The organism is Jannaschia formosa (genome assembly GCF_003340555.1).
Classification (GTDB): Bacteria; Pseudomonadota; Alphaproteobacteria; order Rhodobacterales; family Rhodobacteraceae; genus Jannaschia; species Jannaschia formosa.
The window spans coordinates 37,439-57,810 of the sequence record NZ_QPLJ01000018.1 but is presented as its reverse complement, the minus strand read 5'-3'; the positions used below and the strand labels follow the sequence as shown (position 1 = coordinate 57,810).

Annotated in this window: 13 protein-coding genes; 10 read left to right on the top strand and 3 right to left on the bottom strand. The window is 75.0% G+C overall.

Annotated features, from left to right (window positions below):
* Positions 1-119: 119 nt before the first annotated feature.
* The 3 genes from DR046_RS16435 to DR046_RS16425 are packed head-to-tail and all read right to left on the bottom strand — an operon-like array spanning position 120 to position 3,416.
* Positions 120-956 carry a tyrosine-protein kinase family protein gene (locus tag DR046_RS16435; protein WP_115383480.1) on the bottom strand — a complete coding sequence of 279 codons (837 nt, stop codon included), beginning with the start codon at positions 954-956 and terminating at the stop codon, positions 120-122.
* Between the two features lie 31 nt (positions 957-987).
* Complete coding sequence (locus tag DR046_RS16430) at positions 988-2,541, bottom strand: GumC family protein (RefSeq protein WP_115383479.1); 1,554 nt, start codon at positions 2,539-2,541, stop codon at positions 988-990.
* Positions 2,538-3,416 carry an ExeA family protein gene (locus tag DR046_RS16425; RefSeq protein WP_115383504.1) on the bottom strand — a complete coding sequence of 293 codons (879 nt, stop codon included), beginning with the start codon at positions 3,414-3,416 and terminating at the stop codon, positions 2,538-2,540. Before DR046_RS16425 ends, DR046_RS16430 begins: the two co-directional genes overlap by 4 nt.
* A gap of 392 nt (positions 3,417-3,808) precedes the next feature.
* Between DR046_RS16425 and DR046_RS16420 the strand changes: the two genes are divergently transcribed.
* The 10 genes from DR046_RS16420 to DR046_RS16370 all read left to right on the top strand — a co-directional run bounded on the left by DR046_RS16420 (position 3,809) and on the right by DR046_RS16370 (position 20,278).
* On the top strand, positions 3,809-4,486 hold the full coding sequence (locus DR046_RS16420; RefSeq protein WP_115383478.1) for a sugar transferase: 678 nt from the start codon (positions 3,809-3,811) through the stop codon (positions 4,484-4,486).
* Between the two features lie 52 nt (positions 4,487-4,538).
* Positions 4,539-7,124, top strand: a complete 2,586-nt coding sequence (locus DR046_RS16415; protein WP_115383477.1) for a tetratricopeptide repeat protein — start codon at positions 4,539-4,541, stop codon at positions 7,122-7,124.
* A 123-nt stretch (positions 7,125-7,247) separates the two neighbouring features.
* Entirely contained in the window at positions 7,248-8,867 is a 1,620-nt protein-coding gene (xrtD, locus tag DR046_RS16410) for a VPLPA-CTERM-specific exosortase XrtD (protein ID WP_115383476.1), read from the top strand.
* Positions 8,864-9,538 carry a rhomboid family intramembrane serine protease gene (locus tag DR046_RS16405; RefSeq protein ID WP_115383475.1) on the top strand — a complete coding sequence of 225 codons (675 nt, stop codon included), beginning with the start codon at positions 8,864-8,866 and terminating at the stop codon, positions 9,536-9,538. Before xrtD ends, DR046_RS16405 begins: the two co-directional genes overlap by 4 nt.
* Positions 9,535-10,191, top strand: a complete 657-nt coding sequence (locus DR046_RS16400) for a hypothetical protein (protein ID WP_209313607.1) — start codon at positions 9,535-9,537, stop codon at positions 10,189-10,191. The genes DR046_RS16405 and DR046_RS16400 overlap by 4 nt, the downstream gene beginning before the upstream one ends.
* Positions 10,188-10,661 carry a glycosyltransferase gene (locus tag DR046_RS16395; RefSeq protein WP_115383474.1) on the top strand — a complete coding sequence of 158 codons (474 nt, stop codon included), beginning with the start codon at positions 10,188-10,190 and terminating at the stop codon, positions 10,659-10,661. The genes DR046_RS16400 and DR046_RS16395 overlap by 4 nt, the downstream gene beginning before the upstream one ends.
* A 1,343-nt stretch (positions 10,662-12,004) precedes the next feature.
* The gene (locus DR046_RS16385; protein ID WP_167767148.1) at positions 12,005-12,709 is read left to right on the top strand and encodes a sulfotransferase family 2 domain-containing protein; all 705 of its coding nucleotides are present in this window, start codon (positions 12,005-12,007) and stop codon (positions 12,707-12,709) included.
* Complete coding sequence (locus DR046_RS16380) at positions 12,706-15,978, top strand: glycosyltransferase family protein (RefSeq protein ID WP_115383471.1); 3,273 nt, start codon at positions 12,706-12,708, stop codon at positions 15,976-15,978. Before DR046_RS16385 ends, DR046_RS16380 begins: the two co-directional genes overlap by 4 nt.
* The gene (locus tag DR046_RS16375; RefSeq protein ID WP_115383470.1) at positions 15,975-19,370 is read left to right on the top strand and encodes a glycosyltransferase family A protein; all 3,396 of its coding nucleotides are present in this window, start codon (positions 15,975-15,977) and stop codon (positions 19,368-19,370) included. Before DR046_RS16380 ends, DR046_RS16375 begins: the two co-directional genes overlap by 4 nt.
* Complete coding sequence (locus DR046_RS16370) at positions 19,367-20,278, top strand: glycosyltransferase (RefSeq protein ID WP_115383469.1); 912 nt, start codon at positions 19,367-19,369, stop codon at positions 20,276-20,278. The genes DR046_RS16375 and DR046_RS16370 overlap by 4 nt, the downstream gene beginning before the upstream one ends.
* Positions 20,279-20,372: the final 94 nt, after the last annotated feature.

Here is a 20,372-nt window from a genome sequence, read left to right as displayed (position 1 = left end):
CCCGCGGCGACCCTGCCCAAGGATCGCCGCCGAGGAAAGACGGCGGCGGCGACGTTGCGGAACCCGCGCGCGACTGTCGCCCCGGCACCACGGTCGTCGCGGGGTCGCGGGCGGAGAGATCAGCGGTAGTCGTAGTCGTAATAGCCCTCGGCATCGGCGAATTTCGCGTGGCTCAGCACCATGCCCAGCACGTTGGTATGCTCGCTGATCTCGCGCTCGCAGGCATCGATCTGGGCCATCGAGCTCTGCTCGGCGCGCACCACCATCAGCGCGCAGTCGACCTTGCCGAGGAAGGCCCGGGCGTCGTCGCTGACCAGGAGCGGCGGCAGGTCGAAGACCACGAGGTCGGGCTGGTAGGCGGCCTCCAGCGCGTCCAGCGTCTGCGCCGTCTCGGCGCTGAGCATGTAGCGGGCCGGGTCCCGGTGGGGCCGGGCCGACATCGAGATGGCGAGGTTGTCGCGCACCCGCAGCGCCTGCTCGGCGAAGGGCAGGGCGCCGGTCAGCATGTCGCCGATATCGGCCTCGGGGCGGTGGCCCAGGATCTTCGACATCGCCGGCCGGCGCAGGTCCATCTCGAGCAGCATCGAGCGCAGCTCGCTCTGGCGGGCCAGCGACAGGCTGAGGTTTAGAGAGGTCGTGGTCTTGCCGCAGGCCGGCCCGGGCGAGGTGATCGCCAGCCGGCGCCAGCCGTTGCGCCGCATCTGCAGCAGCGCCTTGGTGCGCAGGATGTCGAAGGGCGTGGCCTCGTGCCCGGGGTCGAGCGTGACGACCCGGTTGCGGATCAGGACGGCGGGGTCGGGCACGATCTCGCGCAGCGCGGCCCAGGCCGCGTCGACGGCCGCGCCGCCGCGCCGCGGGGCGCCGGCGCGGGGCGGGACGCGGTCGGGCGCGCGCCCGGGGGACTGGCCCTCGCGGATGGCCCGCGCCTTCTCGAGGGCCTGGCTGAGCTTCTCCATGGCGGATCGGTTCCTTTGGGCGCGGACGGGCTCAGGCGAGGCCGAGCCGGTCGAGGACGCGTTGCGTCAGAAGGTCGAGCGGCAGGTAGTAGCTGTCCACCGCCCAGAGCCCGGCCGGCACCCCGATCAGCACCGCCAGCATCAGCGCGATCCGCCCGGCCCGGCGCCACAGCCGGCGGCGGCGCGTCTCGAGATAGGGGATCGTCGCCAGCGGCACGATCCCGAGCTTCGCGGTGATGTCGGCAGGCCGGCGCGGGGTCGAGTTGAGCAGCTCCAGCAGCACGAACAGCCCCGCTGCCAGCGCCAGCCCGATCCCCGCCCCGGCGGCGGCCACCAGCGGGCGGTTCGGGCTGGTCGGGCTGGCCGGGATGGAGGCGGCCTCGACGAGGCTGATGCGGCGGCCGCGGGCGCTCAGCTCGATGCGCTCGCCCATCGAGGCGGCGTTGCGGCGGGCGATCGCGGCGTCGAGCTGGCTGCGGTAGTTCTCGTAGTCGCGCTGCATCCCCGACAGGGTGATGCCGTTGAGCGGCGTCTGCTCGATGCGCATCCGCAGCTCCTCCAGCTCCTCCTCGACGGGGGGGATCTGGGCCCGGAGCTGCTCGATCCTCGTGTCGAGCTCGGTCATCTGGAACTCGTAGATCATGGCCTGCGGGTTCTCGGCGGCCGCGGCGGTGCCGGGGGGCGCGGCCTCTCCGGCGAGCGCCTCGCGGGCGAGGTCGAGCCGGGCGCGCAGCTGCACCACCCGGGGGTTGTTCTCGGAATAGACGAGCAGCGCCTCCTGGATCGCGGCCTCGATCTCGGCCACCCGCGCCTCGGCGGGGCTCCGGGGGGTGCCTTCCTCGCGCAGCGGCGCGACCTGGCCGGTGCTCTCGAAGAGGTCGGTCAGGCGGCGCTGCTGCTCCTCGAGGTTGGAGATGTCGCGGGCGATCCCGGCCAGCCGCTCCTGCAGCAGCGACTGCCGCCCCTGGCGATAGGCCTGGCCGTCGGGCAGGGCGCCGACATTCTCGCGCTGGAAGGCGCTGATCGCCTCCTGGCGGGCGCGCAGCTCGCGGTCGAGCCGCTCGACCTCCTGCTCGAAGAAGTTGAGCGTGTCGCCGGCCACGTCGGCGCGGTTCTGGACGTTGGCGGCGGTGATGCGGGTGACGTATTCGTTGACCACGTCGGCGGCGATGGCGCCGCTGCGCGCCTCGAACGAGACGTCGACGATGGTCGGGCCGCCGCGGCCGCCGCCGCGGTCCGAGATCCGGGTCGCGGTGCGCATCTCCTCGACGATGTCGTCGGGCCGCATCATCCCGATCTCGGCGAAGACGCCGCGGTCGCGGGCGATGTCGATCAGGTTGGCCCGGGTCAGCAGCTGCTGGCGGATGATCTCGATCTCCTCGGTGGCCGAGATCTGCACCGTCGACTGCGCCAGCTCCTCGGAGATGCGGGGCGCCTCGACCAGCAGCCGGGCCTGCGCCGAATAGACCGCCGGCAGCCGCACCGCCAGCGCCAGCCCGATCGCGCTGGCCACCAGGAACAGCAGCGCCATCGCCGGCAGACGCCGCAGCAGCAGCCGCCAGTAGAAGGCGATCTCGCCCTTCATTCCATGAACTTCCGGTCGAGCCGGAGCGGCGTCGGCTGGGCCGGGGGCCGGGTGGCGATGAACATGTCCTCGGCGAGCACGTCCTCGACGGTGTCGAGGTCGACGGTCCTGCGGTCGGCGGACATCGCGTAGGCCATCGAGAAGTCGCACAGCTTGTTGACGAGCCGGGGCACCCCGCCCGAGGCCTCGTGGATGGCGGCGACCGCCGCCTCCGAGAACTCGTCGCCGGTGCCGCCGGCATGGGCGAGGCGGTGGCGGACATAGGCCCGCGTCGTCGGAAGGTCCATGGCCGGGATGTGGTAGCTCGCCGTGACGCGCTGCGCGAACTGCCGAAGCTCGGGGCGCGAGATCATGTCGCGCAGCTCGGGCTGGCCGACGAGGACCAGCTGCAGCAGCTCGTCCTTGCCCGAGTTGATGTTGGTCAGCATCCGCAGCTCTTCCAGCCCCTCGACCGAGAGGTTCTGCGCCTCGTCGATGATCAGCAGCACGCGCCGCTCGGCGGCGTACTGGTCGATGATGAAGTCCTGCAGCACCTGGAACTTTGCGACGTAGCCCGCCTCCTGCCCGGCATCGAGGCCGAGCGCGTTGAGCACCCAGTGCAGCAGGTCGCCGCGCCCGCCCTGCGCGTTCGACACGAGCCCGACCACGACCTCCTCGCCCACCTGCAACAGCAGCTTCTGCACCAGCGTCGTCTTGCCCGCCCCGACCTCGCCGGTGACGACGGTGATCGGGGCGCAGGTGAAGATCCCGTATTCGAGCACGGTGAAGGCGCGCTTGTGGGCCGCCGTCCAGTAGATGAAGTCGGGATCCGGCAAAAGCGTGAAGGGCCGCTCGCGAAGGCCGAAATGGCTGGCGAAGAAGGTCGAGCCTGACATGGGGGCCATAAGCCTTTCTGGACGGAGCGAGGCGGTCTCGGGCTTTCTTATAGGACGGGCGGGCGGGAAGGTCAGTCCCCCGCGCCGGCCGGAGCGCCCGGCGCGTCCGCGGCGCCACGGGGGCGGGACCGGGTCCGGAAGCGAAGGATCCATTCCCGAAGCCGGATCAATGTGGGGAGGAAATGGTCAATTCGTGTTCGGCGCGCCGAATTCTCCCTAAGGTAGAAAGGAAGTCATGCAAAACCGTGTCAAAACGCAAGGAAATGCAAGGGGGCCGGGGAAAACGGTTGTATCCTGCCATTCCGGGAGCCAGACCCTTTTTCAAGTCCAATTCTGGTCGCCTTTTAACTTTAGGACGTGTCCACCCGTGTGTTGGCTGACGAGACTGTTTGATGACCGCCTATCCTGACGATGTTCACGACCGGTTCGGTCTCTATGTCGCCTCCTTCCCAAAGCGGTCCCCGGTCTTCTACTCCCGCACGGGCAAGCGGATCCTCGACCTGATTCTGGTGCTCGTCTCGCTGCCGGTCTGGCTGCCGGCGATCCTGCTCGCCGCCCTGGCCGTGGCCTGCGACGGCCATTCCCCGTTCTACTGCCAGCCCCGGGTCGGCCGCGGCGGCCGGGTGTTCCGGATGTGGAAGCTGCGCTCGATGGTGCCCGGCGCCGACGCCCTGCTGGAGCGGCACCTGACCCGGAACCCGGCCGCGCGCGCCGAATGGAACGCCAACCAGAAGCTGCGCGACGACCCCCGCATCACCTGGATCGGGCGCTTCCTGCGCAAGACCTCCCTCGACGAGCTGCCGCAGGTGATCAACGTGCTGACCGGCGAGATGAGCCTCGTCGGCCCGCGCCCGATGCTGCCCGCCCAGCAGGTGCTCTATCCCGGCAGCCGCTATTACGCGCTGCGCCCGGGGCTGACCGGCTTCTGGCAGATCTCGGACCGCAACCAGTGCCGCTTCCGCGAACGGGCGCGCTTCGACGACGCCTACTGGATGGCGCAGTCGCTGCGCACCGACGCCTCGGTGATGATGCGCACCGTCGCCGTGGTGCTGCGCGGCACCGGGTACTGACGGCCCCCGGCGCGGGGGCGCGACCGCGGCTCCCCTTGCGCTCCGGGCCGGCATGGCGATGCTGAAGGCCAATTCCCTCCTGCCGCGCGCGCCCGACAGGACACAGATGTCAGCGGAACGGTTTTCGATCATGGTCCAGTCTCGCCCCTCCTTCCGTCCGCGCCTGCGCCCCGCCCTGCTGGCGGGGCTGACGGTGCTGGCCCTGGCGGCCTGCCAGTCCGCCGAGGAGCGCGCCGAGGAACGCTACCGGAGCGCGCTGGCCCTCCTCGAGGAGGGCGATCCCGAGCGCGCCCTGGTCGAGCTGCGCAACGTCTTCGACCTCGACGGCCAGCACCGCGAGGCGCGCGCGCTCTATGCCGCCACCGTGCTGGAGATGGGCCGCACCCGCGAGGCCTATGGCCAGTACCTGCGCCTGGTCGAGCAGTATCCCGACGACCTGACCGGCAACGTCACCCTGGCCCAGCTCGCGCTGGAGCGCGGCGACTGGGAGGCGGTGCGCCGCTATGGCGGCCGCGCCCGCGACGCCGCCCCCGAAAACCCGGACGTCCAGGCCCTGGCCGTCTCGATCGACTATGCCGATGCGCTGGAAGCCGAGGACCCCGAGGCCCGCGCCGCCGCCGGTGCCCGCGCGCTGGAGCTGCTGGAGACCCAGCCCGGGACGCTGGCGCTGCACCGCATCGCCATCGACGGCGCGCTGCGCGCCGAGGACCTGCCCGGTGCGCTGGAGCGGTTCGGCACCGTGCTCGCCATCGCGCCGGACGACCGCAGCCTGCACGACGCCCGGCTGCGGGTGCTGGTCGGGATGCAGGACATGGAGGGGCTGGAGTCGGCGCTCTATGAACGCCGCGACCGGTTTCCCGACGATGATGCGGTGACCGGCGACCTGGTGCGCTTCCTTGCGGGGAACGGGCGGGTGGAGGACGCGCTCGAGGTGCTGGCCGGCTATGTCGCCGCCACCGACGACCCCGCGGTCCGGGCCGAGCGCGAGGTGCTGCGCGTGGGCTTCCTGCTCGAGCAGCGCGGGACCGAGGCCGCGCTCGCCGCGCTGGACGAGGCCCTGGCCGGGGAGGACGCCCCCGCCGCGCTGCGCGCGCAGCGGGCGCGCATCCGCTTCGCCGCGGGCGAGACCGGCCCCGCCATCGCCGAACTCGAGGCGCTGCTCGCGGGCGCCGGCACCGGCATCGAGGAGAACGAGCTGCGCGTGCTGCTGGCGCAGATGCTGGAGCAGACCGGCAACCGCGTCGGCGCCCAGCGTCTGGTCGCCGAGGTGCTGGAGGCCGACGCCACCCAGGTCGACGCGCTCAAGCTGCAGGCCGCGTGGGACATCGAGGCCGACCGGGTCGACCGCGCCATCGCCGGCCTGCGCACCGCGCTCGACGCCGCGCCCGAGGACACCGCCGCGATGACGCTGATGGCGCAGGCGCATCTGAGGAACGGCGCCCGCGCGCTGGCCGCCGACATGCTGTCGCTGGCCGTCGACGTGTCGGGCCGCGCCCCGGCCGAGACCCTGCGCTATGCCGACTACCTGATCCGCGAGGGCCGCTTCCTGCCCGCCGAGGAGGCGCTGATCGCCGCGCTCCGGCAGGACCGGGGCAATCTGCAGCTGCTGCTCGCCCTGGCCCGGACCTATCGCGGGATGGAGGACTGGCGCCGCGCCGCCGATGTCGAGGCCAGCCTGCGCAACCTCGGGACCGAGCAGGCCGTGCAGGCCGCCGACGGGCTGCAGGCCGTGCGCCTGGCCGCCGAGGGCCGCGCCGAGGAGGCGGTGGCCTTCCTCGACCAGCTGGCCGCGGGCGAGGACGCGGCCCGCGACGTCTCGCTGCGCGTCGCCGCGCTGCGCGCCCGGCTGCAGGCCGGCGACCTCGAGGGCGCGCGCGCCTATGCCGAGGCGCTGCTGGCCGAGGACCCCGGGGACATCGTCCGCCGCCTCGCCCTTGCGGCCACGCTGCAGGCCGTGGGCGACCTGGCGGGGGCCGAGACCGCCTTCCGCGCCCTGGTGGAAGACCGGCCCGACCTCGAGACGGTCTGGATGAGCCTGATCCGCCTGCGCGCCGCGCAGGGCGATCCCGAGGGCGCCGATGCCGTGCTGGAAGAGGCGCTGGCGGCGCTGCCCGAGGGGCCGAACCTGCTCTGGTCGCAGGCGAGCCTGCTGGAGCAGCGCGGCGACCCCGAGGGCGCGCTGGCCGTCTACGAGCGGCTCTACGAGCTGGCGCCGAACAACGCGATCGTCGCCAACAACCTCGCCAGCCTGCTCTCGACCATGACCGAGGATCCCGAGAACCTGGAGCGCGCCTGGGCCGTCGCCCGCCGCCTGCGCGACGCCGAGGTCCCCGCCTTCCAGGACACCTATGGCTGGATCGCCCATCGCCGCGGCGACGCCGAGACCGCGATCGCCTATCTCGAGCCCGCCGCGCAGGGCCTGCCGGGCGACCCGGCGGTGCAGTACCATCTCGGCATGGCCTATCTGGCGCAGGACCGCCGCGAGGAGGCCGCGCAGCAGTTCCGCCGCGCGCTGGCCATCGAGCTGCCGGGACCCCCGCCGCCGCAGGTGGCCCGCGCCCGGGCCGAGCTCGACGTGCTGGAGGCCGCGGGCGTCGTCCCCGACGCCGCCACCGACGCCGTGACCGACGGGCAATAGGGCCGGGCGGCGGGCGCCGCCTCGCCTTCTTGTCACCGCCCCGATGGTCTATAGGGGCGCGGGCATCCCCTTTCCCCTCCTTTCGCCCGAATCCCCGACGCCGCGCCCGAAGGACACGACGCCATGGCCCAGATCGACGACAGCCATTCCTCGGGGTTCGGCCTGCGGACGGGCGGGCCGCTGCTCGCGCTGCTGGTGCTGGTCTCGCTGCCGGTCTTCTGGATCGGCTTCGTCTCGCTGGCCGAGGCCTGGTCGACGCCGGAATACAGCCACGGGCCGCTGATCCCGCTGATCTCGCTCTATCTGTTCCTGCGCGAGCTGCGCGACCGGCCGGAGCGGGCGCAGACCGGTCCCGTCCGGCGCTGGCCGGGCCTTCTGGTGATCGCCGCCGCGCTGGCCATCGCCGGGCTGGGCAATGCGGTGCGCATCCCCGACATCGTCACCTACGCCTTCATCCTCTGGACCGGGGGCGTCGTGCTGACCGTCTTCGGCTGGGAGCGGGGGATCCGCCACCAGCTTCCCGTCCTGCACCTGATCTTCATGCTGCCGCTGCCGCAGTTCCTCTACTGGCAGATGACGACCTTCCTGCAGGGCGTCTCCTCCGAGCTCGGCGTCTGGTTCGTGAAGCTGGCCGGCGTGCCGGTCCATCTCGACGGCAACATCATCGATCTCGGCGTCTACAAGCTGCAGGTGGCCGAGGCCTGCTCGGGCCTGCGCTACCTGTTCCCGATCCTGTCCTTCAGCTATCTCTTCGCGATCCTCTATCGCGGCCCGTTCTGGCACAAGGTCGTCATCTTCGCGCTGGCCGCGCCGCTGACCGTCTTCATGAACTCCTTCCGGATCGGGGTGATCGGGGTGCTGGTGAACGCCTACGGGATAAGCCATGCCGAGGGCTTCCTGCATTTCTTCGAGGGCTGGATCATCTTCATGTCCTGCATCGCGCTGCTGTTCCTGGCGGCGGTGGCCCTGCAGCGCCTGACCCCGAACCCGCTGCCGCTGTCGGAGGCCGTCGATCTCGACACGACCGGTCTTGCGGGCGTGGCGGGGCGGATCGCGGGGCTGCCGGCGACGGCGATGCTGGTCGCGGCCACCGCGGTCACGGCGGCCGTCGCCGCGCTCCACCTGACGGTGCAGGCCCCGACCCCGATGCCGGTGGCGCGGGACGGCTTCGCGCTCTTCCCGCGGACGTTGGGCGACTGGAACGGCTTCACCACCCCGCTGGAGCCCGATATCGAGGGCGTGCTGGGCGCCGACGACTACATCAACGCGACCTATGTCGTCCCGGGCGAGGGGATGCCGGTCAACTTCTTCTCGGCCTTCTACCACAAGCAGACCGAGGGCTCGGGCATCCACTCGCCCGAGGTCTGCCTGCCCGCCGGCGGCTGGGAGATCTTCTCGCTGGAGCGCCACGCGGTGTCCTTCCCCGACACCGCCTTCGGCAGCTTCGAGCTCAACCGCGCGATCATCCAGAAGGGGCTGCAGCAGCAGCTCGTCTACTACTGGTTCGAACAGCGCGGCCAGCGCTTCACCAACGACTTCGCGGCCAAGCTGGCGGTGGTCCGCGACAGCCTGCTGACCGACCGGACCGATGGCGCGCTGGTGCGCTTCGTTACACCGATCGGGCCGGACGGGGACGTCGCGGCGGCCGATGCCCGCCTCCTCGACCTGATGGCCGAGACCCTGCCGCGCCTGCCGCGCTTCATCCCCGGCGGGTCCGAGGAAGAAGACCGCGCGTCCCGATGACCTCCGCGCGACCGCCCGGGCCGGCGACCGCCCCGCCCCGCCCCGACCGCTACGGGCCGGGCGCCCGCACGGTCCTGTGGACGACGCTGCTGGCCTGCACCGCGGTCGAGCTGACGCTGCAACTGGCGGACCGGGGCCTGATCGGCAGCCCGCGCTGGCGCGCGCTGGCCTATGACTACGGCGCCTTCTGGCCGTCGCTCCTCGGGGGCGGGTGGCAGCCGAACTACGCTCTGCAGCCCTGGACGATGTTCCTGAGCTACGCGCTGCTGCATGGCGGGCTCTGGCACCTGGCGATGAACATGGTGACGCTGTGGTCGCTGGGCCGCGCCGTGGGCGAGCGGGCGGGCGCCCGCGGGCTGGTCGCGCTGATGGCGGCGGGGGTGCTGGGCGGGGCGGTGGCGCAGGGGCTGCTGGCCGCCGGCCCGGCGCCGATGGTCGGCGCCTCGGGCGGGCTCTTCGGGCTGGCCGGTGGCCTGCTCCGCTGGAGCTGGGCCGAGGGCCGCGCGCAGGGCCTGAGCCAGCGCCCGGTGCTGATCGCGGCGGCGGTCCTGCTGGGGCTGAACCTCGCCATGTGGTGGGCGCTCGCCGGGCAGCTGGCCTGGCAGGCGCATCTCGGCGGCTTCGTGCTGGGCGCGCTGCTCGCGCCCGACCCCCCGAGCCCGGAGCCATGAGCCGTCCCCGCCGCCGCGTCCTGGCCGTGGCCTCCGCCGGAGGTCACTGGATGCAGCTTCTGATGCTGCGCCCGTCCTTCGCGCATCACGAGACGACCTGGCTGACGACCCTGCGGGGCCTGACGCCCGGCTCCGGCGACGCCCCGGTCCGCATCGTGCCGGATTGCAACCGGGACACGCCGCTGCGGGTGCTGGCCTGCCTGGCCGCCGTGACCTGGCACGTCCTGCGCTGCCGCCCGCATGTGGTGATCACGACCGGCGCGCTGCCGGGCGTGCTGGCCCTGGCCGCGGGCCGGCTGTTGGGCGCGCGCACGATCTGGGTCGACAGCATCGCCAACGCCGAGGAGATGTCCGCCTCGGGCCGCCTCGCCGCGCGCTTCGCCAGCCACCGGCTGTCGCAATGGCCGGACGTGGCGGAGGCGGAGGGGGCGACCTTCGCCGGCTCGATCCTCAACGGGTCGGCGGACCCCCTGCAGGGCCCTGACCACGGGCCGGTCCGGCCGGACGCGGGCGGCCTGCCGGAAGACCTTCGTCCGGTCCCCGGCACGCTCGCCCGGCCGAACCCGCCGCGGGCCGCCGGCGAACCGGATGCGGCCGGGCCCCAGGTCCCCGTCCCGCAGGACGCCCTCCCGGATCCGGGATCGCCGCGATGATCTTCGCCACCACCGGCACCCAGCTTCCCTTCCCGAGGCTCGTCCGCGCCCTCGACGCCTGGGCAGCGCGCATGCCGGAGGAGCGGGTCGTGGCCCAGATCGGCCCCGATCCCGGCCGCTATCCCCATCTGGAGCTGCACGCGACCCTGCCGCCCGACCGCTTCGACGCGCTCTTCTCGGCGGCGCGGGTCGTCGTCGCCCATGCCGGGATCGGCTCGATCCTGGCGGCGCGCCAGTACGACCGGCCGCTGATCCTGGTGCCCCGCCGCGCCGATCTGGGCGAGCATCGCAACGACCACCAGGCCGCCACCGCCCGCCGCCTCGGCGCCCGCGCGGGGCTGCACGTGGTCTGGGACGAGGCCGATCTCGGCGCCGCCCTGGCCTCTCCGCCACCGCCGCCCACCACCGGGGACGGCGCCTCCCTCGCCGCACTGCACGCCCATCTCGCGGGGCTGATCGACGGCGCCTGAGGCGGCGGCGACCGCGCTCCCGGGAGGCGCAGGATACGCTCCTCACAGGGAGGACGCGCCGTTTCCTCCGGCATGTCGTTCCCCCGGACGGGCGGCAGGAAGGCGTCGCGGCACGGGACGCGGAGCGTGCCAGACGCCCCCCGGGCCCCCGCGCCGCGCGCGACGCCCGGGGCAGGGCCCTTGGACAGAACCCCGCGCCAGCATCCCGACGCCCCGAGGGACCGGAGCGGCGGTCGATCCCCGACGGGACAGAAAGCCGGGGCGGGTCCGGCCGCGCCCGGACGCCCACCCGGATCAGGCGGCTGGACGCCCCGATGGACCGGTGCGGACCCTACGCCCGCAAGGCGCCGTCCGAGGCCGCGACGACCTCTTCGACCGGGCCGGCCGGCAAGCCTTCGACGCGGCAGGTCGGGACAGCCCTGCTGCCGGTGCCGGAGCATATCGCCGCCCAGCCGACCGGGCAGGGCAGGGACCCGGCGCGCCACGCGGCGGAGGCAATGGGCCAGCCCTCCGGCGGCGCAGCTCCGGACATTCGAAACCGGAGCCGTCTTCCTGGCCGACTGGAGACGGGGACCTGCTCCGGCATCGCTCCCCTCCTCCGGGGAGGAGACCGAGCCGACCGAGGCCGACCGGAGGCCCCTCGTCCTGGTCCTCATTCCCGGCATCCGGCCGAGCAAGGCCCGGACGCAGGACTTCACGCCTCGTTCCCGCTCCGTCCCCGACCGGCCGATCCACACCCCACCTGTATCCGGCATCGCCGCCCCCGGCTCTCTCGACCTGCCGCTGCCCCCCCGTCCGGGCCGGTTCCGCCGGGATCTTCCGGACCGGACCGCCCATGCGCCCGACAGCCGGCGCGACGCCGGCATCTCCCTCGTCCGCCACAGGGCCTGGGGTCCGACGATGCCGGGCCACGTCGCCGCGCCCCGACCGTCCGGCCCCGACGCGCATCGGCATGACATAATCCTCATTCCGACAAACGAGGGCGCCGTAGGGCGTAGCCCCTCCCGGCCCGCGAAATGCCCCCTCCCTCCGACGGCCCGGAGCAAGGGGTGTGGCCGATGCTGAGATCGGGAAACGCCCTTGAGGCGTCGCCCTTCCGCGGGAAGAGGCCGCGTGGCGGGCCCGTCCCCGTCCGGGCGGGCGCCTTTCGACGTCTCCCGGACATGCCCGCCGGACGGATCCCCCATCCGGGCGGCGTCCGGGGCCCCGGACCGGGCGATGCCGGGGCCGCCGGAGGTCCGGGGGCGTCCCCCTTGGACCCGCCCCGCCCCCGGGCTTTTCCGATTCCATGTCCGTGCCCGGCGCTCTATCACCCCCCCGGGGACGCGGAGGCGGAGGGGACGATGCCGATCATCAGGGCCGGAGGTGCGCTGCTCTACTTCGCCCATATCCCCAAATGCGGGGGCACCGCGCTCGGCGCCTACCTGGCCGAGCGCTTCGGCCCGCCCGCCTTCCTCGAACGCAAGTTCAGCGCCCGCCCCGAGGCGGCGCGCTGGACCCGCTCCTCGCCGCAGCATGTCGCGGGCGAGGACCTCGCCCGGCTGTTCCCGCCGGGCTTCTTCGACGCGGCCTTCGCCGTCGTGCGCCACCCGCTCGACTGGCTGGTCTCGGCCTGTCTCTTCAAGCTGGAGGTCGAGGATGCCGTGCCCCCGGGCACCTCCTTCGGCACCTGGCTCGAAGGCGCCTGGGAGGCGCGGGCACGCGACCCCTTTGCGTTCGACAATCACATCCGCCCGACGGCCGATTTCCTGCCCGCGCCCGTCCCGGCGGACCATCCCGCGCCCGTCCCGGGCGACCCGGAACCCGCGATCTTCCGCATCGAGGACGGGCTCGAGGCGGTGATCCCCTGGCTCGACGCGCAAAGCGGCGACACGACGGGCCCGCGCGAGATCGGGCGCGCGCAATGGCGCGGCCACTGGCGGATCAGGAAGGGCCGCGCCGCCCCCGACTTCCGCGCCGACCCCGCCGAGCGGGCGCTGGTGGCCCGGCTCTACGCCGTCGATTTCGCGCGCTTCGGCTACGACCCCGATGGGGCGACCCGCTATTGACCGATCCCGTCGCCCCCGTCCCGCGCCCCGACCGCCTGCCCGCCGAGGGCAACGCGATCCGGCTGTCGCCGACAGCCCGGCTCGACTGGTACGCCTCCGAGACAGCCCGGAACCTGCCCGCAACGGTCCGGCGGCTCGACCTGCCCGGCGGGCCGGGGCTGCACCTGGCCCTCGGGTCCGGCAGCGAATCCCACCACCCGCCGCGGCTGGTGTTCGATCTCGAGGCCGGGGCTGAGCCCGAGGCGGCGGGGCTGCGGCTGCTCCTGCGGCTCGACGCGCCCGAGCCGCAGCGGGTCCTGCGCTGCCTCATCCGGCCGTACCACGGCGGGGAGCCGGCCGCGACGCCCCCCCCGGACCGCTGGCTGACCCTGCGCACCGGCCTCTGGCAGGAGGTTGTCACCCCGGCCTTCCCGCTGAGCCCCGGGGACCTGGACCGGCTGCGGATCGTCTTCCTGCTGGGGCGCGATCTGGACGTCGTGCTGGCCGAGGCCACGGCGCTCCGGCGCCCCGCGCCCGACGGGATGCGCCCGCCCGAGGCGCCTGCCCCCATGGTCCGGCCGGTCGCCGACCTGGCGGCGCGGCGCGCGGGTCCTCCCGTGGGCGCGGCCGAGCTGACGGCGACGCAGGCGGGCCCCGAGGGCCATGTCCTGACCGCCGCGCCCGACCTCGCCTGGCGCGCCGAAGGGACGGGCCGGACCGGCCGCGTCGCGGTCGCGGCGGACGGGCGGGTCGCGGGCGGGATCGCCCCGCCCCTGCCGCCGGGCGAGGTGCTGGCGCTGCTCGGCCCCGATGGCGCGCCGCTCTGGACCGGGCGCGTCCCTGCCCCCGGGGACGCGCCCGGTCCCGCCCTGTCGGTCGACCTGACCCGGCGGGCGGAGTTCCGGCTGACGGTCGCGGGCCATGCCGCCGCCGCCCATGCGCCGGTGGCGCTGCTGGTCGGCGACCGGGTCGCGGCCAGCGGGACGGCGGCGGCGAAGGCCGGGAGAACCGACCTCCCCGACCCCGGAGGCGGCTTCCGGCTGGAGGCCGTGCTGCCCCCCGCCGAGGCGCGGGCGCCGGTGGCGCTGCAGGCGGGCGACGGGCCTCCGGTGCCGATCCTGGTGCAGGGGCCGGGCACGCCGCCCCCCGCGCTGCCGCCCGCCCCGCCCCCGCCCGAGGGCGCGACGGCGCGGGGCGAGGTGAGCCGGGCCACGGCCTCCGGGATCGCGGGGCGCGCGATCTGCCCCGAGGCGCCGGACGCGCCGGTGACGCTGCGCCTGACCCGGGACGGCGCCGTCCTGGCCGAGACCCGCACGAAGGGCCGCGCCCGGGGCGGGCTCGACAAGGCGGCGCGCGCCGCCGCCCTCGCCTTCCGCTTCGACCTGCCCCCGGGAATCGCGGCGCAAGGGGCGCGACTGACGCTCGTCACCGACCCGCCCGGCGCGCTGGAGGGGGCGGAGATCGTCCTCCCCCCGCCCCCCGGCCTGACCGGCGCGGCCCCGCCGCCGCTTTCGTCCCTGCCCGAGCCGCAGGGCCCCGGCCCCGCCGACACGATCCTGCTGGAGCCGCCGGGCCGCCACCTCTCCGAGGGGCTGCGCCGCAGGCTCGCCTCCCATCTCGCCGACCCGGGCCTCGGCGCGGTCGGGACCGGGGGGATCTGGCTCGCACCGGATCCGGTGCCGGTCTGGCACGAGGGCGACGCCGCCCTGCCCTGCGCCGCGCTGACCGGCGCGGTCCTCATGCGCCGCGCCGACTGGGAGGCTTTGGGCGGGCTCGACCCTGCCCTGCCCGGGGCGCTGGCGCGCGCCGAGCTCTGCCTGTGGCTACGCGAGGCGGGGCGGGGCCTGGCCTGCCTGCCCGAGGGCCCCGCCCCCGGCGAGGCCGCGATCGGCGCGGAGGAGTTCAGAAGACATCTCGGCGCCCGCGCCCGCCGCCTGCTGCGCGCCGACGCGGAGGGCGCACTGACCGGGACGCGGCCCCGGGTCGCGCTGCTCGCGTCGCCGGAGGCGGCCGGGATGCTCGCCCCCGCCCTGGCCGAAGCGCTGCCCTGCCACCTGCGCCTGCCCCCCGATGCCGACCTCGCCGCCACCGACATCGCGCTGGTCGCCGACCCCGCGCTCGACCCGCGGCGGATCGCCGGGGCGGAGCCGGGGCTGACCCTGCTCGGCTGGGGCGCCGATGCGCCCGACACGCCGCTCGCCCTTGCCTGCGACCGGCTGGTCGACAGCGTCCCGGCCGTCGCCCGCCGCCCGCCGCCGCCGCTGCGCATCGCGATCGCGAACTCGGCCCGCCGGGCCAACCGCGCCGAATGGGGGGACGCGCATTTCGCCGACAGCCTCGCCGCGGCGGTCCGGCGGCTGGGCCATGTCGCGCGGGTCGACGACCGCGACGACTGGCAAGGCGCGGCGCACGGGCTGGCGCAGGCCGACGACGCCGTCATCGCGCTGCGCGGCCTGCACCCCTACACCCCCCGGCGCGGGCAGGTGAGCGTGATGTGGCTGATCTCGCACCCGGACGCGGTCAGCCCGGCCGAGATCGCCGCCTTCGACCATGCCTGCATCGCCTCCGCCCCCCATGCCGCGATCCTGGAGCAGCTGCTGCCCGGCAGGCTGTCGGTGCTGCCGCAATGCACCGACACGACCCGCTTCGCCTTCGACCCGGGGCGCGCCGCCGATGGCCCGCCGCTCTATGTCGCGAACTCGCGCAAGGTGTTCCGCGACCCGGTCCGCTGGGCGCTGGCCCATGACCTGCCGCTGGAGATCCACGGCCGCGGCTGGGAGGCGCTGGCCGAGGACCCGCGCCTGCAGGACCGGCTGATCCCGAACGAGGTGCTGGGCCAGCTCTACGGCGCGGCGCGGTGGGTGGTCTGCGACCACTGGGCCGACATGGCGCGGCTGGGCTATGTCTCGAACCGGGTCTTCGACGTGCTGGCTGCGGGCGGGCGGCTGCTGGTCGACGAGGTGGCGGGGCTGGAGGATCTCGTTCCCGCCCGCTTCTTCACCCGCTACACCTCCGAGGCGGAATTCGTCGCCGCGCTCTCGGCGCCGCCGCCCCCCGCGCACGGCTTGCGCGGAAACCCTGGCGCGCATGGCTCGCGCGAAAACCCTGCCGCGCCCGACCTGCGCGCCGAGGCCGCCGCCTGGGCCGCCACCCATCACTCCTTCGACGCCCGCGCCGCCACGCTCGTCGCGCGGATCGAGGCGCTGCTGCGCCCCGGCAGAGGCGATTTGCCATCCCCGCCGGATTCCCGGAAAGGGGACACGATCCTTCCGGCCGACCAGACCCCATGACCCGCCTTCCCGCCAGCTTCCTCGCCCGCACCGCCGGCTATCCGGCGCGGATCCGGGCCGCGCTCGGCCGCGGGCTGGCGCCCGAGGACGTGAACCGCCACCTGACCGCGCTGCACGGTGCGCCCGACATCTCCGAGCCGCGGCTGCGCGCCCTGCTCGACGACCCGCCGCTGGTCGACGCCTTCCTCGGGCGGCTGCTGCAGTCGCAGCTCTTCGCCCATCGCGCCGCCTGGCTGGAGGCGGAGCTGGACCGCACCGCCCCCCGCAGCGGCGCCGAAGCCGCGCTGGCCTTGGCCGAGGCGGAGGCCGTGCTGGCCCCGCTGGGCGACCCGGAGCGGCCCTATCTGTGGAAGCTGCGCGAGGTTGCAGCCCAAGACAGCCCGAAGCAGGGCCGCCTGACCGCCGCCCGCGCCGCCGAGCTTCTGGCCCTTGCCGAGACCGCGCGCCTGGCCGAGGGCGCCGTGACCGCCGCCGAGGTGCTGGCGAACGCGCTCCTCGAGGCGCACCAGGCGCCCGCCCCCCTCGCCGCCTGGAGCGCCGCGCTCCTGGGCGAGACCGCCGCCGTCTCGGGCGACCCGGAGGAGCCCGCGCCCCGCGCCGTCTCCCTCGCCCGGCTGATCGCCGCCGGGCGCGGGCTGCTGGCGCTGCGCCCCGCCGACCGGGCCGCCTGGATGCAGCTGCCCCGCGACGCCCAGGGCGCGCTGGAGCTTTCGCGCCCCGCCGGGATCGCGCTCGACATGCGCCCGGGCATCGCCCTCTCGCCGATCCTGACCGCCGCGCTGCGCTGCACCGCGCTCGGCGCCGGCCCCCGCGCGCTGACGGGCCCCGACCCGGAGGAGGGCCCCTCCTGGGCCGCCGAGCTGGAAGGCCATCCCGACCCCCGCGCGCGGGGGGAGGTGGCCCGGCTCGACGCCCCCGGCCCGGCGCTGCCGCCGCTGCCCGTCGCCACCCGCCGCGCCCGCCCCGTGCCCCCCGGCGCCGCCGATCCCGCCAGTGCCTATGCCCTCGTCCTGCGGCTGGAGCCCGAGACGCCCGAGGGCGCCTGGCTCAATCTCGACCTCTCCCACGTGATCCCCGGCCACGGGGAGGCCGCGCTGGCCGTCGCCCGCGCGCTCGACGCGCCCGCGACGCGGCCCGTCGTGCTGGTCACCCGCGACAGCCCCGCCGATCCCGACCACCTGACCCGCGCCGTGGCCCGCCACTGGGCCCATGCCGGGCGCTACCCCGCCTCCGGCGCCATGCTGGACTACGACCCCGCCACCGGGCGCTTCGAGATCGACGCGCGGCGCGGGGCGCAGCCGACCCGGCTGCTGCCCGCCGCGCTCACCGTCCTGCCGCTGGGCCTGCTGGACAGGGTCGGCCTGCACGGGCCGCTGGTGACGGTGCCGGACGGCATCGGCCTGGCCGATCCGGGCGCGCCCCTGCCCGCCGCGACCCGCGCCGGGCTCGCCCGCGCGCTCGCGCCCGAACGGCTCGACGCCGCGGCCCGTGCCGCGATCCTCGCCGCGGGGCCGATCACCCGCGCGCTGGTCACGGCGCTCGACGGCGCCCGACACTGGCCGGTGGAGCATCTGCTCGCCCGCCGCGCCGCCCATCATTCCGCGCTGGAGGCCCGGCTCGACGCCTTCGCCGCCCGCCCCGAGGCCGGCGAGGTCCTCGCGATCCTCGCCGATCTCGCCGCGCCCGAGACCGACCCCGCGGGGCTGGAAGACGCGACGGGCCGCTTCCTCGCCGCGCTCGCCGCCACCCCCGCGATCCTGGCCGACCTGCCGCCCGAGGCGCTGGAGGCCGCGCTGGAACACGCCCGCCACCATCCTGCCGCCGACGCGGTGGCCCGCGCCCTGGCCGTCACCGGGCCCGAGATGGTGGGCGACCGCCCGCAGCTCATCGCGCCCCTGACCGACCTCTGGGCCATCGGCCTGCCCGAGCCCGCGCTGCAGGCCGCCTGGGCCGCGCTGGCCGAGGCGCAGCTCGCCCGCGACCCCGCCACGCCGGGGCGGCTTCCGCTGCTCGCCGCCTCCGCCCGGCGCCATGCCGGGGCGGGGGCGCTGGCGCGGCTGGCCGCGCGCATTGCGCGCGTTGCGCCCGAAGCGCTGGACGACCCCCGCCTCGCCCGCCATTTCCGCGCCCTGCCGGGCCATCCGGACTGGCCGCTCCTGTCCCGCGCCCTGGGTCCCGCGGCCCAAGCCATCGAAGCCGCCCGCGACCCCCGCGACCGCTTCGAGGCGGCGCTGGCCGCGGGCGACCGGGAAGCCGCGCAGACCGCGCTCGCGGGCCTCGGGGAGCTGAACGAAGGCGACCTCGCCGCCTGGCTCGACGGGCTCCGCGGCCTCTCGAACGAGCTGGCGGCGATGGCGCTCTCGGTCGCGGGCCATGTCCCGCCCGGCGGCGGCGTGCAGCGGCGCAAGCTGATGGCGGCGCTGCTGCGCGACCGGAAGGACCTGGCCGCGCTGGAGGCCGACGGCCTGCTCGCCGACGGCACCGAGCTCTCGGCGCTCTGCCTTCAGCTCCTGGGCCGGCCGGAGGCGCTGGAGGCGCGGCTGGCCCGGACCGGCTTCCCCCTGCCGCTGCGCGGCGCCTCGGCCGCGGAGGTCTTCGCCCAAGCCGCTGCCACGAGCCGCGCCACCCTGCCCGGCCATCCCGGCACCCGCGTCTCGGTCGTCGTCGGCGCCTGGGAGCCGGACCCCCAAATGCTGGCCCTGTCGCTGGCGAGCTTGCGCGCGCAGGGCCACGCCGACATGGAGATCTTCCTCGTCGACGACGCCTCCGGCCCGGAAGGCCGCGCCGCCATCGACGCCGCCTGCGATGCCGATCCCGGCCTGATCCTGATCCGCATGGCCCGCAACGCAGGCCCCTATGCGGGCCGCAACGCCGCGCTGGAACGCGCGACCGGCGCCTTCCTCGCCATCCAGGACGCGGACGACTGGTCCCACCCCGACCGTTTCGCGGCCCAGCTCGACGCCTTCGCCGCCGATCCCGGCCTCGACCTCGTCACCACGCCGCATCTTCGGATCGACGCCCGGGGCGAGGTGCAGATGGAGGCGCGCTTCGCCACGCTGGGCGACGGGCCGATGAGCTCGATGTTCCGCCGCGCGGTCTTCGACCGGATCGGCCCCTTCGCGCCCACCCGGTCGCGCGGGGACGTCGAGATGCGCGAGCGCCTGCGCGGCGCCCGCGGCGCCCAGGCCCTCCGCGAACTCCCCGGCCCCCCGATGCTCTGCTTTGCGGCCGCCACCACCCTGTCGCAGCGGGTGCGGGCCGAGCGGCGCGAGGCGCTGCAGCTCTGGCGCGGCCATATCGACCGCCGCCCCCCCGCCTGGGGCGCGGTGCGCGACGGCGACGCCCGCCCCCGCGCCGTCGTCCCCCAGGCCCTGCGGTCGGAGACGCCATGACCCCCCGCGTCGACATCTCGCTCACCTCGATCTCCCCCCGGCTCGACGGGCTGCCGCGCACGCTGGAATCGCTGCTCGCCCAGGACCACGCGCCCGATAGCGTGAACCTCTATCTCAGCCACGAGCCGCACCTCCTCGACCGCGGCGTCCCCGAGACGCCCGGCCCCATCGCCGCGCTTCAGGCCGCGGACCCGCGCCTCAAGGTCCATTTCGTCCCGAACTGGGGGCCCTACCGCAAGCTGCTGCCCTATCTGCGCGCCCATTGGGGGCAGTCGCGGCTGGTCGCGACGGCCGACGACGACACGCTCTACCCGCGCGACTGGCTGGGCGGGCTGGTCGCGGCCCATGGCGTATACGGCTGCGCCATCGCCTACCGGGGCCACCAGATCCGCCTCAAGGGCGGCGCCCCCGCCCCCTACCGCACCTGGATGCGCGGGCGGCTGGAACAGAACCCGGGCCGGCTGATCCTGCCCACGGGCAAGGACGGGGTGCTCTACGACACCGCCTTCTTCCCGGCCGCTGTCCTGGACATCGAGACGGCGCTGCGGGTCGCGCCCACCGTCGACGACCTGTGGTTCCGCTGGCATCTGGGCCTCGCGCGCGTGCCCTGCTACGTGCTCAACCCGGATTATTCCTCGGGCACTCTGGAGGCAGACGAGGCCGGCGACAGCCTCTACCGGATCTACAATCAGGCGGGCGGCAACGATGCCGCCGTCGCCCGGCTCGACGCCCATATGGACGCGCGCCACGGCTTCCGCCTGGCCGATCTCGACCCCGGCGCGCCGCCCCGCCCGCTCCGCCCCGCCGACCCGCCGCCCGAGGCCGGGGCCGCCTTCGCCCCCGAGGACGCGGAGCTGCCGCACGAGCTGACCGGCGACATGGACCCGCCGCCCCGGCCCGCGCCCTGATCCACCCGCAACGACCTGTTAAGGTTAACGCCCCGGACGATGATATCGACCCGGAAAGACCCTGCCGGGCTGCGCCCTCCCGAAACCTTTCCGG